Raw genomic sequence first — 15732 nt, 5'->3', positions numbered from 1 at the left:
AATGAGGAGCACGGAATGAGGAGCCCCGCATGACGAACTGGATCGACGCGGTCAAGGACGAACTCGGCATCGACCTCGACGTCGACGTCGCCGAACTGCTCGACATGACCCGGGTCGTGGCGCACGGCGTGGCCCGCCCCGCCGCTCCGCTGACCGCGTTCCTGGTCGGCTACGCGGCCGGCCGCACCGGTGGCGGCCCGGAGGCGGTCACCGGGGCGGTCACGGAGGCCAACCGTGCGGTGTCCGGCCTGGCCGAGCGCTGGACGGCGGAACGGCCCGAGGACACGGGGACGGCATGAATCACCTGACGCTCCCCCAGCGCACCGAGCACGACGCGCCGCACCGGCCCGCCGCCGTCGCCCAGGGGATGACGTGGGAGCGGGCGCGGACGACGGCCCGGAACAGCGCCGGCCGGCCGCTGCCCGCCGTCGCCCGCGCCCTCTCCGAGGCCCTCGGCCACACCCTCGCCGAGCCGCTGACGGCGCTCACCGACCTCCCGCCCTTCGACACGTCCGCCATGGACGGCTGGGCGGTGGCCGGGCCGGGACCTTGGCGGCTGCGCGGCGGCGGCGTCCTCGCGGGCGACGCGCCGACCGGGCCGCTCCAGCACGGCACCGCCGTGCCCATCGCCACCGGTGCCCCGTTGCCGCCCGGTGCGACGGCCGTCCTGCGCTACGAGCACGGCGGTTCGACGTTGGCCGACGACGCTGTCCTGCACCACCTCACACCGGACGGGCCGGCCACGGGCCGCGACGTCCGGCCCCGCGGTCAGGAGTGCCGTCACGGCGACGTGCTCCTGCCGGCGGGTACCGCCGTCACCCCGGTCGTCCTGGGCCTGGCGGCGGCCGCCGGCTACGACCGACTGACCGTGCACCGCCGGCCGACCGTGGAACTGCTGGTTCTCGGTGACGAGTTGATGACCTCCGGCCTCCCGGCGGCGGGCCGGGTCCGCGACGCCCTCGGCCCCCTGCTGCCGCCCGTGCTGCGGAACGCCGGCGCCGACGTGATCGGGATCCACCGGGTGGCGGACGACCCGGGGGCGCTCGGCGACGCGCTCCGCAGTTCGCGCGCCGACGTCGTGGTCACCACGGGCAGCACCGCCGCCGGGCCGGTGGACTTCCTGCACCGGGCGCTCACCGAGGCGGGTGCCCGGCTGCTGGTCGACTCCGTCGCGGTACGGCCCGGCCACCCGATGCTGCTCGCGGAGCTGACGCCCACCGCCGCGGGTCGGCCCCGCCGGCTGGTCGGCCTGCCCGGCAACCCGCTCGCCGCCGTGGCCGGCACGCTGACCCTGGCCGTGCCGCTGCTCGGGCGGCTGGCCGGCCGGACGACCCCGACCCGCCGCGTCACCGCCGCCGCCGAGCTGTCGGGCCACCCGCGGGACACCCGGCTGCAGCCGGTGGCACTCGCGGCCTGCACCGCTGTGCCGCTGCCGTTCGACGGCCCGGCGATGCTGCGCGGTCTGGCCCTCGCCGACGGCCTCGCGGTCGTCCCACCCGGCGGGCTCGCCCCGGGCGCCACCGTCGAAGTGCTGGACGTCCCCGGCCACCGGCCGTGACCCGCAGGCGGCCGGCCGAGCCCTTGACTCCCCGGCGAGGCGATCGGCTGTCCTGGGGCTTGCTTCGAACCGGTGCACCCCCCGCCTGGCAGGTTCCGGTGCCCTCTGATCCGGCCTCCGCATGCCCCCCGTGGCCGGCTACAGGTGGGGGAGGACGAAGTCGTACCCGGCGTTGCTGTCCACGGTCAACGGAGTGCGGGCGCACACCAGCGGGTCGGGTGCGCCCGGTGCGCCGTGCCCCCGTCCGTCGGCCGGCCGGTCCGGCGGGGGTCAGCCCGGGTCGGGGTGGTAGGCGGTGAGCAGCAGGGCGATGTCGTCGGAGCGGTGGGGGGAGCGCCGGGCCTTGCGCAGCAGGTGGTCGGCGAGTTCGTCGAGGTCCGCGGCGCGGGCGTGGGCCAGCGCGGCGCGCAGCTCGTCGACGCCCAGGTCGAAGTCGCGGCCGCGTTCCTCGACGAGGCCGTCGGTGTAGAGGGCGAGGACGGAGCCGCGGGGTAGGTCCAGTCGGGTCTCGGGATAGCTGCTGGTGCCGACGACGCCGAGGAGCGGGCCGCCGGCCAGCTCCAGCACCTCGGTGCTGCCGTCGGGGTGGCGCAGCAGCGGCGGGCAGTGGCCGGCCCGGACGGCGTAGGCGCAGTCGCTGCCGGGCTCGATGCGGAGGTAGCAGCAGCTGGCGAGCAGCCCTGGGTCGAGGTCGGCCAGGAGCCGGTTCGTGCCGGCCAGGACCGCCCCGGGGGAGTGGCCGGCGGTGGCGAAGGCGCGGACGGCGCTGCGCAGTTGGCCCATGGTGCCGGCGGCCGCGATGTTGTGGCCCTCGACGTCCCCGACGACGAGCGCCACGCCGTCCCCGGTGGGGATGACGTCGTACCAGTCGCCGCCGATGTCCATCCCGCTGGTGCCGGGCAGGTACCGGCCGGTGGTGAGGATGCCCGGCAGGACGGGCAGGCGGTGTGGCAGCAGCGCGTGCTGCAGGCCGTGGGCGAGGGCGTTCTTCGCGTCGTAGAGACGGGCGCGTTCCAGTGCCTGGGCGATGAGACCGCTGAGCGCGGTGAGGATGCCGCGGTCCTTGGTGGTGAGGTGGTGGGCGTCGTCGAATCCGAGGAGGCAGGCGCCGACGGGACGGTTGGAGGCGATGAGCGGCAGGTAGGCCCAGGCGCCCACGGCTTCCCCGGGTCCTTCGCCGGGTCCTGCCCCGGCTCCGGCTCCGCTGCCGGTCGGGCGGCCGCCGGGCGGGTCGGGCCGGTCCTCGATGAACAGGGGCACGCCGAGGGCCGGCGCTTCCGTTCCGGGCAGTGGGGTGTCGAGCGGTCGGCCCTCCAGGCGGTGCAGGAAGCGGTCGTGGTGGCCGGTGCGGAAGAGCAGGTGCAGCCGGCCCTCCTCGATGGCGTAGACGGCCAGGTGCTGACCGCCGAAGGCCGGCAGGAGCTGGGCGGAGACGACCTCGCACACCTCGTCCATGGTGACCGCCGCGGTCAGCGCGCTGCCCAGCTGCATCATGCGGTAGATGGCGCCGAGGCGTGCGGGTGCGGCCAGGTCGGTCGGTGGGTCGTCGGGGTCCGCCCCCGGCTCCGCCTCCGCCGCCGCTTCCGGCGGCCGGGACCCCACCGGCGGTCCGGCGGCCTGCGGAGGGGCGGCGGGCGCCACCCTGCCGGTCACGCCGTTGGCGTCCGGGTGCAGGGAGAAGGCGAGCCACCGGTCGGGTGGGCGGCGGACCAGGAAGGTGGCGGGCTGCTGGGAGACCATGGCAGCGCGGTGGCGGTCCTCGAAGACGGGATCGGACAGCCAGGGCACGACCTCCCACAGGCAGTTGCCGAGCAGCTCCGGGCCGGACACCCCGAGCAGCTGCTCCAGGCCGCGATTGGTGTAGGCGACCCGGCCGTCCGGGGCGAGGGAGAAGAGTCCGTCCCGGAGCCGTTGGACCGCGGTGACGGCCGCGGCGCCGGCCCCGATGTCGAGCACGCTGCCGACCAGGTGGGACCGCGCCTCCTCGCCGGGCACCTCCGGTACGCGCCCCCACAGCTCCACCGTGCGGTATCCGTCGGCGGTGCGGACGCGCAGTCGCCGGGCGAGCACCCTGCCGTCCGCACGGGCGCTCCGGGCCGCCGCCCGGAGCGACAGCCGGTCGCCGGGGTGGAGCCGGGCGGCCAGCGTCTCGGCCCGGCCGTCGAACGTGCCGGGCGTGAGGCCGAACAGCGCGCACAGCTCCTCGTCGGCGACCACGGCCCCGGTGTCGAGCCGCCAGTCGAACAGGCCGACCCGCACCGACGGCGCGTCGGGAGCCGGCACCTGGAGGGGGACGGTGCCGGCGTCGCAGTCGAGGGCGCCCCCGCGGGCCCGGAGGTCGGCGAGGGTGGCGCCGAGCCGGCCGGCGATGGTCCGCAGGTGACGGAGCTGGGTCCGGGACAGCCCCGGGTGCCCGGACGCCGCCGCCCACACCACCGCCAGCGCCCCGAGGCTCTCCTGCCCCGCCCGGACCGGCACCGATGCCGAGCCGAACGCGTACGGCAGCGCCACCGCGAGCTGGGGGTACCGGCGTACCGTTTCGGCGGCGTCGGCCAGGTGGACCGTCCGGCCCGAGCGGTAGGCCACCGCCACCGGAATGGGGCTGTTCACCGGGATGAGCCGCCAGCCGCCGAGCAGGGAGGGCGGGGTGCCGCAGGCGGCGGCCAGTACGACGGACCTTCCGTCCCGGGAGCGGAGGAAGACGCTCCCGGCGTGGGCGCCGCTCTCCGCGACGGCCTTGACCACGGCCGTCACCAGGGCGTCCTCGCACTCGGTCCGCATCCGGTCGGACTCGTCTGCCCCGGGTGCGCGCTCGGGGCCAGCGGTGCCCGCCGCGGCGCCCGTGGCCGTACGGGCCGCCGTGCTCCCGTGCGGTCCCGCCCGTTCGCCGGGGTCGTGCCGGTTCATGCTTCCCCGTCTACGTCCGGCCGACGCCACTGTCAAGCGGGGCCGGTGCGTGGCCGGCGGGTGCGGGCCGGGCGGGCATCGCCGCAGCCCGGCCCGCACCCGGTCAGCCGACCACCGTCAGCCGGCCACCGTCAGCCGACCACCGCCGGGGAACGGGGTGCCTCGGACGCGGCTGCCGGCCGGTAGTGCTCGGTGTGCCCCTCGACGTGGAGCTGGGGCAGCCGACGGTCCAGCCAGGCCGGCAGCCACCAGTTGCCGCGTCCGAGCAGGTGCATCACGGCCGGCACCAGCAGCAGCCGGACCAGCGTGGCGTCGATCAGGATGGCCGATCCCATCCCGACCCCGATCACCTTGATCGGCAGGTCGGGGGACGGGACGAAGGCCGCGAACACGGCGACCATGATGGCCGCCGCTGCGGTGATCACCCGCGCGGTGCCCGCCAGCCCGCTGACGATGGACTCCGCGTTGTCGCCCGAGTGCAGCCAGGCTTCGCGCATGCGACTGACCAGGAACACCTCGTAGTCCATCGAGAGTCCGAACAGGACGGCGAAGGTCAGCACGGGGACGAAGGCGGGCAGCGGGGTGGGGTTGTCGATGCCGATCAGCCGCCCGGCGGTGCCGCCCTCCAGGACGAGGGCGACCACGCCGTACGCGGCCCCGACCGAGAGCAGGTTCATCACGGCGGCCTTGAGGGCGACGGCCAGGCTGCGGAAGGCCACGAGCAGCAGGAGCATCGAGACCGTGACCACGCCGCCGACGAGCAGCGGGATGCGGCGGGCGATGTTGTCGGTGCTGTCGATCGCCGTGGCGGTCGCCCCGCCGACGTGCACCCGGACGCCGGGGCCGGCGGCGGCGGGGATGACGTGTTCGCGGAGGTCGCGGACCAGGGCCTTGGTCGCCGTGCTCTGCGGCCCGCCGTCCGGAACGACGGTCAGCAGCAGCGAACGCCCGTCGGAGCCCGGCACCGGAGGGGTGACGGCCGCGACGCCGGGCGCCGCTCGCAGCGCGGCGGGCAGTGCGGCCGTCGCGTCGGCGGGGGCGTCCGGCGACACCTCGGCGACCAGCAGCAGCGGCCCGTTGCTGCCCGGCCCGAAGCCGGCGGCCACCGAGTCGTACGCCAGCCGGTTGGAGCGTCCGGCGGGGTCGTTGCCCGCGTCGGGGAAGCCGAAGCGCACGCCGAGGAACGGCGCCGCCAGGGCCAGCAGCACGACGACCCCGATGACGGCACCGAGGACGCGGTGGCGTTCGACCAGTCGGCTCCAGCGCAGCCAGCCGGCGGCGACCGTGCTCCCGGGCTGCGCGACGCGGCGCCGGGGCAGCGGCAGCCGCAGGCGCTCGATGTGCCGCCCGAGGTAGCCGAGCAGGGCGGGGAAGAGGGTGGCGGACGCGGCGAGCACCACGAGCACGGAGAGGATGGCCGAGACCGCGGCACCGCGCATGAACGACAGGCCCATCGCGAACAGCCCGAGCATGCTGACCACCACGGTCATCCCGGCGACCACGACCGCGCGGCCGGCGGTGTCCAGCGCGGCGACCGTGGCGGCCTCGGGCGCCAGCCCCTCGTCGCGCCACTCGCGGAACCGGGTGACCAGGAGCAGCGCGTAGTCGATGCCGACGCCGATGCCGAGCATCGCGGCGAGCGAGGTCGACCAGTCCGGCACCGGCATGACCGCCGCGAGGACCGGCAGCAGGGTGCTGCTCACTGCGAGTCCTCCGAGCGCCGTGAGCAGCGGCAGGCCGGCGGCCACGACCGAGCCGAAGGTGAGCACCAGGATCAGGGCGGCGGCCGCCATGCCGATGCCCTCCGAGCCGATCGAGCCCTGCTCGGTCTGCTGGACCGTCATGCCCCCGAGGTGGACGTGCAGTCCGCCGTCGACCGGCCGGGCGAGGTCGAGCAGCCGTCGGGTGTCCGCCTTGGGCATGTCGGGGGCATTGGCGACGTCGAGGTGGATCTGCCCCAGGGCGGTGCGGCCGTCGGCCGACACCTTGCCGCGCGGACCGTACGGGTCGTCGATGCCGCTGACGTGCGGCACCTCGGACATCCGGGTGAGCAGGCCCTGGACGCGGGCGCGGCTCGCGTCGTCGGTCACGCCGTTGTCGGAGGTCAGCACCAGGCTGATCGTTTCGCCGCCCAGCCCCGGGAAGTCCTGGGCCAGCAGTTCCTGGGCCTGCTTGGAGTCCGAACCGGGTGCGGAGTAGTCCGCGCTGTACTTCGCGCCGAGGCCGACCGAGAGCCCGAGGGCCACGCCGGCGGCGAGCAGCCACAGCAGCACCGTGCGGCCGCGGTTGCGGAAGCTCCAGCCGGCTATTCGGCCCAGCGGGCCGGGCCGGTGCGGCCCGGCGTCACCGGCGGCCGTGCGCCGGTCGCCCTGCGGTCCCTGGGACATGGGGTCCTCCGTACGTCGTGCGGGGCTCCGCCCCAGCAGAGCGTTACGCTTCATAACGCTTCTGATGTGGCGTAACGTTTCCTGTGACGGGTACGGATTGTCAATGCCGTGACTGCCGCACGGAGCCGATGGAGACGCGATGACGGGCGGGGCGAACGGGGTGAACAGGATGAACGGGTCGAACGGGTCGAACGGGGTGAGCGGGGTGAGCGGCGGGCTGAGCCGCCGTGAGCGGGTGCGGGCCGGCACCGTGGAGGAGATCAAGCACGCGGCCCTGGGCCTGATCGTCGAGCACGGCAGCGCCAACCTCCGCTTCACCGACATCGCCCGCAGCATGGGCATGACCCCGCCCGCGCTGTACCGCTACTTCGCCGACCGGGACGAGCTGCTGACCGCCCTGGTCGCCGATTCCTACGACGGCCTGTCGGGCGCGCTGGCGGCGACGCGGGACACGGTCCCGCCGGAGGACCTGGACGGTCGCTTCCTGGCCACCTGCACGGCCTACCGCGCGTGGGCGCAACGGAACCCGGAGCGCTTCGCCCTCATCTTCGGATCCCCGGTGCCCGGGTACGCGGCCCCGGAGGACGGCCCGACCGTGGCGGCCGGCCGGCGGGTGATGGAGCACGTGGCCGAGATCGTCGCGGACACGGCCGAGCGCGGCCGGCTCGGCAGCCCGCTGGTGCCCGACGCCGGGGAGGCGATGCTGCTGGCGTGGGCCACCGTGCACGGCTTCGTCACCCTTGAGGCGCACGGGCACTTCGACTCCCTCGACCGGGAGGCGCGGGACCGCCTCTTCACCGCCCAGGCGCGCCTCGCCGCGCGCACCGCGGGTCTGGCACCGCCCGAGGACCGGCCGTGACCACGGCCGTGACCACGGCCGGGGCCCGGTGTCCCGGGCCCCGGCCGCGTGCGGTGCTACCGGCGGATCACAGCGTGAGCTGTCGCCGGTCGATCACCGTGCGGAGCTTGCCGCTGGTGGCCGTCCGCTCGAAGGCCCCGCTGCCGGCCGTCTCGACCGTGAAGGCGAGCAGGTCCTCGTCCACGGCGGAGGCGAGCTCGGGGATGGCGGCCGGGAAGGCGGCCGCCGCGGCCGCGGGGTCGGGGGCGTACCTCTCGTCGAGGCGGACGGTGACCCGCTCCCGGCCGTCGCCGGCGTCCAGGATCAGCTGCAGCTCGCCGCGGTAGCCGAGGCGCTCCTCCGCCACCGCGATGAAGCGCCGGACGTTGAGGAAGTACGTGCCGACCCGGACGACGTCCCCGTACCGGCCGAGGAGTTCGATCCGCGGGGTGTGGCTGCCGCACGGGCAGACGCCCTCGACCGAGCGGCCGAGGTCGCCGATCTGGTAGCGCTCCAGGCGCTGCCCGGCACGGGTGCGGCTGGTGAACACCAGGCGGCCCGGCTGACCGGCGGGGGCCGGGCGGTCGGTCTGCGGATCCAGGATCTCCAGCGTGTGCAGGTCGGTCAGGACGTGGTGGACCGAGCCCTCGGCGTGCGTGCACTGGTAGCCGAGCGGCCCCAGGTCGGTGCTGCCGTACGCCGCCGAGCGGATCACCTCGACGCCGAACTCCTCGGTGAGCACCCGGCGTTGCTCCGCCGTGAAGTGCTCGCCGCCGTAGAACACCTTGCGGATCCCGCCGTAGGCGCGCAGTGCCGCGCCCTCGGCGTGGAACAGCTGCCAGAGGTAGGAGGGCATGCCGAACACCGCGTCGGCGCCGTGCGTCACCAGCGCCTCGGCGGTGGCGGCGTGGTCGGGGCCGGCGGCGATGGGCAGTTGGGTGGCGTTGAGGCGTTCCAGGATCGAGAAGAAGCTGATGAAGCTCCCGTACATGCCGCCGCAGTAGAAGAGGTTGGCGGCGCGGTCCCGGGCCGGGTCGAACCCGGCGGCGAGCAGGCCGTCGGCGGCGGCCCGCATCTGGGTGTCGTAGTCGGCGTTGGTGAACACCGACAGGGCCGGGGCGCCGGTGCTGCCGCCGCTGCGGAAGTACAGGTGGGCGTGGGCCGGTTCGAGGGTGCGCAGCTGCTCCTGCACGCCGGCCTTGTCGAGCAGCGGGCCGCTCGGAGCGGCCGGGACGACGGCGGGGGCCGCCAGGTCGTCCAGGCAGGCGGTGGTGGTGAAGGCCTCGTCCGCCCGGACGCTGACGCGCCGGCTGTAGCGCTGGAGCGCGTAGACGCCGTCGTGGGGCTCGCCGTGGTAGCTGTCGAGCATCCCGCCGACCGGGGTGACCCGCAGCGCGCCCGCGGCGAGCACGGCCTGCGACAGCCGGGCGACGTCGGCGCGGCTGCCGCCGATCGCGGCGGTCTGCAGGTAGCGGCGCATCGGGCGCAGCACGGTCATCACGGCGGTGCGGGGCAGCGGCTTGACCCAGACGCTGCGGTTGAGCGGTGAGGCCGCCAGGGCCGGGCGGGTGTCGGCGAGGACGCGCCAGGACCCGTCCTCGGCGGCGATGACCCGGGTGAGGCCGAGGTGTTCCTCCAGCCGCGCGACGAGTTCGGTGGTGGTGATCTCGGCGTGCTCGGCCGGTTCGAGCTCGGGCCGGGGCAGCTCGGCGGAGGTGGCGGCGAGGTGGGCCGCGAAGCGTTCGGCGAACGCGAAGACCTCGGTGTGGTCCTCGGTGTCGAGGTAGACCACCTGGGGGCTGGAGCAGGCCTGCTGCTCGAAGCGGCAGACGTCGGCGGCGAGTGCGTCCAGCGTCGCCCCGTCCGACCAGGCGTCACGGGTCAGGTAGGCGAAGGAGATCCGGTGGCCCCACTCGATCAGCCGGCAGCCGGCCGGCACCAGCTCGGCGACCGAGCGGACGGCGTCCTCGCCGCCCCAGACCGCCACCGCGTCGGCGGACGCGCACAGCAGGCGCAGCCACGCGGTGCGGGCGGAGGAGAAGCGCAGCACGACGATGCGGCGGGCCAGGGTGCCGGTCGGGTCGGCGGCGGCCAGCTCGGCGAGCAGGTGCTGGGCGAGCAGGGTGTCGCCGCTGCTGGTCTTCAGCACGTTGAGGTTGCCGGTGAGCAGACCCTCGATGACGCTCAACGGCGCGACGGCGGCCGCGTTGCCGGGGGCGATGTGGACCAGCAGCCCGACCGGTGCCCAGGCCTCGAAGGTGGTCTCCCGGGCGTCGGGCCGGGTGAGGCGCTCGGGGTGCAGCCCGCCGAGTTCGCGCCGGAGCTTGCGCTCCAGGGCCGGACGGCCGATCGCGTCGGCGATCTCGGAGAGGGTCGCGGCGGCCTCCTCCGGGTCGGTGCCGCCGTCGGTCAGCACGCCGAGCAGGCGGGCGCGGACGGGGCCGTCCGGCGCGCCGAGGGCGTCGGCGAGGTGCCGGCAGGCGCTCAGCACCAGTTCGGTGGGCAGCGGTTCGGCGAGGGTGCGGGCGGCGAGCTCCGGGAGCTCGGCGAGCCGGCGGGCGGCCTCCTCGTCGTCGACGAACGAGCCCTGCCAGAAGTGCACTCCGGCCGCTGCGAGTTCGGGGTTCACGGCCTCGGACTCCACAGCGTCAGACTCCACAGCCTCGGCGTTCACGGCTTCAGACTCCACAGCCTCGGGGTTCATGGTTTCCGGGTTCACGACAGTCCCTTCAGGAGTTCGGCGGCGGCCGCCGCGCAGGTGCGGTTGCGGCTGACGCCGGCACGCCCGTGGACGGTGAACCACGGCGTGGGAAGCGGGCAGGGGCACTCCTGCGCCGGGTGCAGCGAGGCGAGGTCGCCCATGACGACGCTCTGCGCCGGCACCGAGGTGATGTACGGGGAGACCAGGTGGAGGAAGCCGCGTTCGCCGAACGGCAGTGGCTGCAGGGTGCGGGTGTCGCGCACCGCGGCCCGCGACCAGACCGGGACGTGCAGGCGGTGGTGCTCGCACTCGATGTACGGCACGCAGTGCTCGACCGAGCCGAAGGTGTCCCGGATCCGTTCCGAGGGGACGCCCAGCTGCTCGGTGACCGCGGCGTAGAACTCGTCCTTGCCGATCTGCCGGTCGGTGTGCCCCTTCCAGCCGCCGCCGAGCAGGACCAGCGAGCCTGCCGGCAGCTGCAGCGGCGGCAGGCCGAGGGTCCGCATCCGTTCCAGGGTGAAGTGCAGGAACGCGGGGAAGCCGAGGATCCGGACCGGCAGGCCGTCCTCGGCGTAGCGCTGCAGCGCGGCGATGCAGCCGTGGACGTCGAACTCGTGGCCGCCGCCGGTGTGCCGCAGGGCGTGCGTGGTGTGGTGGGCCGGGGCGAAGTCGCAGAGGTAGTTGTCGGTGAACGAGGTGCCGAGCTTGAGCTGCGGGGCGGGCTCGTAGCTGTAGAGCAGGTAGTTGACCGGCTGGTCGGGGGTGATCCAGCCGTAGTGGTCGAAGATCCGGGCCACCATGCGCTGGGCGGACCGGATCGTCCACGCGTCGAAGAACATCTGCGACTTCTGGCCGGTGGTGCCGGAGGAGGTCAGGTGGAGGAAGACCTCCTCCCGCGGGATGGAGAGCACCTCGTGCCGCTTGAAGAAGTTGGCGTGCACCAGGGGCGTGCGGACGTCCTCGCCGACGGTCGGCGCGGCGGCCTCCGCCGGGCCGTCCAGCAGGGAGCGGTAGAACGGCGAGCGCTGCGCGTGCCAGGCGTGGCTCTCCGCCATCGCGGCGGCGAACAGGCGGTCGGTCTCCGGCCCCGCCGCGTACGGGGCGGCCAGGTCGCACAGCTGCTGGACGTGCGGGAGCGCGGCGGGGTCCGGGACCTCGACGGGCGCGAGATGGATGTTCACGGGGCAACCTCGGGATCGGTCATGGGGCGACCTCGGCCAGGGGAAGGGGCAGGTAGGTCGAGGTCCAGGCGGTCAGGTAGGCCGGCAGGTACGGCTGGAGCGGGCTGCCGACGGCGGTGGTCCTGAAGTCGATCTGACGGCTGGTGCGGGACAGCACGACGTAGTCGTGGAAGCGTTCGCCGATCCGGCGCATCGCCGGGTAGACGGCGCTCGGGATGAACCCGGCCGCCAGGAAGGCGTGCAGCCCGGCGGTGTCGGACAGCGGCAGCAGCGTCTCGACGTAGTCGGCGCCCGCGCGGGTCACGGCCGCCATCAGCGGCTCCAGCGCACCGGTGACGGCGGCCGGGGAGGGGTGCACCGCCACCAGCGAGCAGCTCGCCGCGACCGGGTCCAGGTCGGCGTACGCCTCGAACGCGCCGTCCGGCGGAGTGAGGACGGCGTTCGGGACGTGCAGCGGGAAGAACCGCTGCGCAGGGTCGGGGAAGAGCTCCAGGAACCGGCGGCGGACGAAGGCGGGTGCGGTGATCAGCTCCATCGGCGCGGTCACCGGGGCGCTGCGCCCGCCGGGGGCGAGCGGGCCGTCCACCGGCTGCGGGTCGCCGTAGTGGACGCCGGTGCTCTGCCGCGCGGCCTCCAGCAGGGGGAGCAGGGCTCCGGGCACCAGGTCGACGCTCTCGCGTCGGGCCAGGACGCCGTCGGCGTGCCGGGCGAACAGCGCCAGGCTCTCGCAGCCCGCCACCTCGACCGCGTTCGGCAGCAGGCCGAGGGCGCGGAAGCCGTTGCGGGCGAAGACCTGCTGCGGGCCCGGGGTGACCACCCGCACGGTCGCGTAGATCGAGTCCTGGGCGCCGGTCGCGAAGGCGTCCGCGCAGACCGCGGCGGTCAGCCGGCCGGCCAGGCCGCCGCCGCGCTGCTCGGGGTGGACGGCCAGGCCGACCAGCTTGCCGATCCGGCTGCCGGGGTCGGTCTGCACGGCCACCGACCCGACCAGGTGGCCGGTGTCCTCGCGGCGTGCGGTGAGCCAGTGGGTGTGCGGGTCGGCGATCAGGCGGCGCATCTCGGCCGGGTCGCTGCCGAGCGCGACGGGATAGCCGTGGCCGTAGACGTCGAAGTAGAGCTGGCGCAGCTGGGCGACGTCCTGGGGGGCCGCGGGGGCGATCGTCACGGTCATCGGGCGTCCTCGATCGGTTGCGCGGCCGGGGCTCCCTGCGGGGCCGGCGCGGGGTCGGGGGTGGCCGGTTCGCGCCGGCCGGTCCACCACAGGGCGGCGGCGACCGGGAGGACGCCGAGGGCCTGGACCAGGCAGAGCGTGCGCGGCGAGAGGTGGTCGCCGAGCAGGCCGAACACCAGGGAGGACACCGGGAAGGTGGCGCCCAGCAGCGCCTGCATCACGGCGAAGAAGCCCGCCCGGTCCCCGGTCGGTACCAGCCGCTGGAACAGCGCGACGAACCGGACACCGATCACGCCCACGCACCAGCCGGCGACCGCCATCGACCCCACGGCCGCGGCCTGGTTGCCGAGCAGACCGGGCAGGCCGAGTGCGACGGCCAGCAGGCCGAGACATCCGGCGCCGACCGCGGTGGGGGAGCCCGGGACGCGGCCGCCGGTGAACGAGCCCACCAGGGTGCCGGCGCCGAGGGCCGCCTCCAGTGCGGCGACGGTCGAGCCGTCGGAGTGCAGCACCGCGCGGGTGAACAGGGGCATCACCACGAACACCGCCGTGGTGAACAGGTTCGCCGCGGCGAAGCAGAGCAACACCCGTCGGACGAAGGGGAGTTCGGCCAGGATCCGGCGCAGTGGCCGTGGCGCGGCGGGTCCGCCGCCGTCCGGGGCCCGGGCGTCCGTGGCCTGCTCCGTGGCGTGGGCGTCCTTGGCCTGGTCCGTGGCGTGGGCGTCCGGGCCGGTGGGGAAGCGGGTCGCGCCGATCAGGGCGGCCGCCAGCAGGTAGGCGCCGGCGCACCCGGTGATGATCCCCGCCGGCCCGGCGGCGTCCACCACCAGCGGGCCCAGCAGGCCGCCGGCCAGCCCGGCCAGCGACTGGGTGGCGAGCTCGAAGCCGGTTGCGGCCTCGATGTCGGCGTCCTCGACCAGCTCCGGCACGGAGGTGGTCAGACAGGGGTCGAAGAGCGCCTGGCAGCCGGCCAGCAGCAGCGCCGCGCCGTACGCGACGGCCATCGGCAGCGCCGTGCTGTACGTCCACACGGCCGTGCCGAGGGCGACCAGACCGGCGGCGGCGGCCGAGCCGCCCAGCACCGTCCGGTGCGGGCAGCGGGCGATGACCCTGGCCACCAGCGGCGCCAGCGCGACCGCGGGCAGGGTGCTGACGGCGAGGAAGACGCCGGACGCCAGGCCGCGGTCCGTGCCGCCGGCGTATCCCACCAGCCACCACACCGCGCCGACCTGGAACATCCGTCCGGCGGCCTGGGTGAGGACCTGGGCGGCCCAGACGGCGCCGAACCGCCGGTTGCGCAGTACGAGCGGCAGGCGGCGGCCGCCCGCGGCGGGGGCCGTCGCGGGGGCCGCTCCGGTGGCTGTCTCGGGAGCCGTCCCGGCGGCCGTTCCGTGGGCCGTTCCGTGGGCCGTCACGAGTGCGGCCGTTCGTCGAGGACGCGGATCAGCTTGCCCGTCCGCGGGTTGACGGCGAGTTCCTGCTGGCGTACCCAGCTGACGGACAGCGGGTGGACGTAGCCGGCGGCGACCGCCTCCGGGTACAGCGGTCGCGCCGCGTGGATCCCGGCCTCGACGGCGGCGGCCAGCTCGGGGAGGCCGCTCGGGTTCCCGTCGCAGGCCAGCCGCAGCACCAGGCCGTCCCGGCCGTCCCAGCGGCGCACGACCAGCTGCACACCGGTGACCCGGCCGGCCGGGTCGGCGGCCCGGACGAGGTCGAGCACGTCCTGGGTGTACAGGGACACCGGCCCGACCCGGACGCCCTCCTGGGCCCGGCCGAGGATGCGGAACTGCCCGGCGGCGGGGTCGGTCCACTCGGCGCGGTCCCCGACGGGGTAGCGCAGGACCGGCATCAGCCGTCGCCGCAGGTCCGTCACCACGACCCGCCCCGGCACGCCGGCCCGGGTGATCGGCTCGCCGGTGTGCTCGTCGAGGATCTCCACCACCGTCTCCGGGGTGAACACCCGGTGCACCCGGGTGTCCTCCCCGGCCACCGGTCGGCCGACCAGCCCGGCGTCGACGGCGGCGTAGCCGATCGAGGAGATCCGGGCGTTGGGGAAGACCTTGCCGAGCAGCGGCTCCTGGTCCTGGTACAGGCCCTCGCCGCCGAACAACAGCAGCTCCACGGAAGGGAGTTCGCGGCCGGTGGCCAGCAGGTGGTCGGCCAGTCCGCACAGCGTGGTCGGAGTGCCGGCCACCACCTCGACCGCGAACTGCTCCAGGGTCTGCGCGGTCGACTCCAGCGGCGCGGCCCCGCCGATCGGCAGCCGGACGTTGGCGACGGGCGAGCGGTGCAGGGCGTCGAGGATGAAGGTGTAGCTGGCGTACAGGTCGCCCGCGTAGAAGAGGTCGGCGACCCGGTGCCCCGGGCGCAGTCCGGCATCGACCAGCCCGGCGCCGAAGGAGGTGGTGAACTCCCGCCACTCCTCCCGGCTGTAGAACGAGAACTTCGGCGAGCCGGTGGTGCCACCGCTCTTGAAGACCACCGCCTCCTCCAGCGGTCCGGTGAGCAGCCGGTTGTCGCGAGGCGTGTTGGCCTGCCAGAAGTCGGCCTGCGGGACGACCGGGAGGTCGGTCAGCCGGACGGTCCGGTCCGGCAGGCCGGCGTACAGCTCCGCGTAGAAGGGCGAATTGCGGCGCGCGAACCGTACGAGTTCCGCTATTGGTTGAACGGGCATCAATTCCTGCTCTGAGGCTGTGAGGAGAACGGACCGAGCGTGCCGCATCACGAATCCGGATGCGCACAGATCATTCGGTCGACACTGAGGCGAAGTCAGGAGGAACTGGTCTCCTACTCGCAGGAAGAGAGGCTAGCACCTTGATGGACCTTCGGATCCCAGTCGACAGCCTGTCATTGGGTTGGTGATGGTGCGAACTGAGGCTTCATCAGCAGGGTTTTCCGGCTGCCCGGAATGGAAGGGTGACCTGCGTCTCAGTCGAGAATTCGACAGCCGCACATGAAATGTCTCGAATTAAACTAAAGGTAATCGCGC

Annotated in this window: 9 protein-coding genes and 1 pseudogene; 3 read left to right on the top strand and 7 right to left on the bottom strand. The window is 74.8% G+C overall.

Features of this window, described 5'->3' with window-relative positions; translation table 11 throughout:
* Positions 1 to 29 precede the first annotated feature (29 nt).
* Positions 30 to 299, top strand: a pseudogene (locus ACIRST_RS37175) (DUF6457 domain-containing protein); the annotation flags it as partial.
* Positions 296 to 1558: a molybdopterin molybdotransferase MoeA gene (locus ACIRST_RS37170; protein WP_402808215.1), complete on the top strand. Its 1263-nt coding sequence runs from the start codon at positions 296 to 298 to the stop codon at positions 1556 to 1558. The pseudogene ACIRST_RS37175 and the gene ACIRST_RS37170, both read left to right, overlap by 4 nt.
* Before the next feature lie 270 nt (positions 1559 to 1828).
* Here ACIRST_RS37170 and ACIRST_RS37165 read toward each other — a convergent pair whose 3' ends face one another.
* Complete coding sequence (locus ACIRST_RS37165; protein ID WP_402808212.1) at positions 1829 to 4465, bottom strand: SpoIIE family protein phosphatase; 2637 nt, start codon at positions 4463 to 4465, stop codon at positions 1829 to 1831.
* 131 nt (positions 4466 to 4596) lie between these two features.
* Positions 4597 to 6852: an MMPL family transporter gene (locus tag ACIRST_RS37160; protein WP_402808209.1), complete on the bottom strand. Its 2256-nt coding sequence runs from the start codon at positions 6850 to 6852 to the stop codon at positions 4597 to 4599.
* A 169-nt stretch (positions 6853 to 7021) separates the two neighbouring features.
* Between ACIRST_RS37160 and ACIRST_RS37155 the strand changes: the two genes are divergently transcribed.
* Complete coding sequence (locus ACIRST_RS37155) at positions 7022 to 7711, top strand: TetR/AcrR family transcriptional regulator (RefSeq protein WP_402808206.1); 690 nt, start codon at positions 7022 to 7024, stop codon at positions 7709 to 7711.
* A gap of 67 nt (positions 7712 to 7778) precedes the next feature.
* Here the strand turns inward: ACIRST_RS37155 and ACIRST_RS37150 are convergent, their stop codons facing one another.
* The 5 genes from ACIRST_RS37150 to ACIRST_RS37130 form a co-directional block, all read right to left on the bottom strand.
* Positions 7779 to 10319 (bottom strand): acyl-CoA reductase, encoded by a 2541-nt coding sequence (locus ACIRST_RS37150; protein ID WP_402808203.1) that lies wholly within the window; start codon positions 10317 to 10319, stop codon positions 7779 to 7781.
* An 86-nt stretch (positions 10320 to 10405) separates the two neighbouring features.
* On the bottom strand, positions 10406 to 11572 hold the full coding sequence (locus tag ACIRST_RS37145; protein ID WP_350524416.1) for an acyl-protein synthase: 1167 nt from the start codon (positions 11570 to 11572) through the stop codon (positions 10406 to 10408).
* A 19-nt stretch (positions 11573 to 11591) separates the two neighbouring features.
* Entirely contained in the window at positions 11592 to 12743 is a 1152-nt protein-coding gene (locus ACIRST_RS37140; protein ID WP_350524417.1) for a GNAT family N-acetyltransferase, read from the bottom strand.
* Positions 12740 to 14158, bottom strand: a complete 1419-nt coding sequence (locus ACIRST_RS37135) for an MFS transporter (RefSeq protein ID WP_402808200.1) — start codon at positions 14156 to 14158, stop codon at positions 12740 to 12742. The genes ACIRST_RS37140 and ACIRST_RS37135 overlap by 4 nt, the downstream gene beginning before the upstream one ends.
* Positions 14155 to 15417 (bottom strand): phenylacetate--CoA ligase family protein, encoded by a 1263-nt coding sequence (locus ACIRST_RS37130; protein WP_350524419.1) that lies wholly within the window; start codon positions 15415 to 15417, stop codon positions 14155 to 14157. Before ACIRST_RS37130 ends, ACIRST_RS37135 begins: the two co-directional genes overlap by 4 nt.
* Positions 15418 to 15732: the final 315 nt, after the last annotated feature.

Source organism: Kitasatospora sp. NPDC101447 (genome assembly GCF_044767225.1).
In the GTDB taxonomy this organism is placed as follows: Bacteria; Actinomycetota; Actinomycetes; order Streptomycetales; family Streptomycetaceae; genus Kitasatospora.
This window is presented reverse-complemented; position numbering and strand designations above follow the sequence as displayed.

Excerpts from the sequence above, each read along its gene's own strand:
- ACIRST_RS37170 (WP_402808215.1), top strand. The coding sequence starts at position 296 with ATGAATCACCTGACGCTCCCCCAGCGCACCGAGCACGACGCGCCGCAC.
- ACIRST_RS37160 (WP_402808209.1), bottom strand. The coding sequence starts at position 6,852 with ATGTCCCAGGGACCGCAGGGCGACCGGCGCACGGCCGCCGGTGACGCC.
- ACIRST_RS37140 (WP_350524417.1), bottom strand. The coding sequence starts at position 12,743 with ATGACCGTGACGATCGCCCCCGCGGCCCCCCAGGACGTCGCCCAGCTG.
- ACIRST_RS37165 (WP_402808212.1), bottom strand. The coding sequence starts at position 4,465 with ATGAACCGGCACGACCCCGGCGAACGGGCGGGACCGCACGGGAGCACG.
- ACIRST_RS37130 (WP_350524419.1), bottom strand. The coding sequence starts at position 15,417 with ATGCCCGTTCAACCAATAGCGGAACTCGTACGGTTCGCGCGCCGCAAT.
- ACIRST_RS37155 (WP_402808206.1), top strand. The coding sequence starts at position 7,022 with ATGAACGGGTCGAACGGGTCGAACGGGGTGAGCGGGGTGAGCGGCGGG.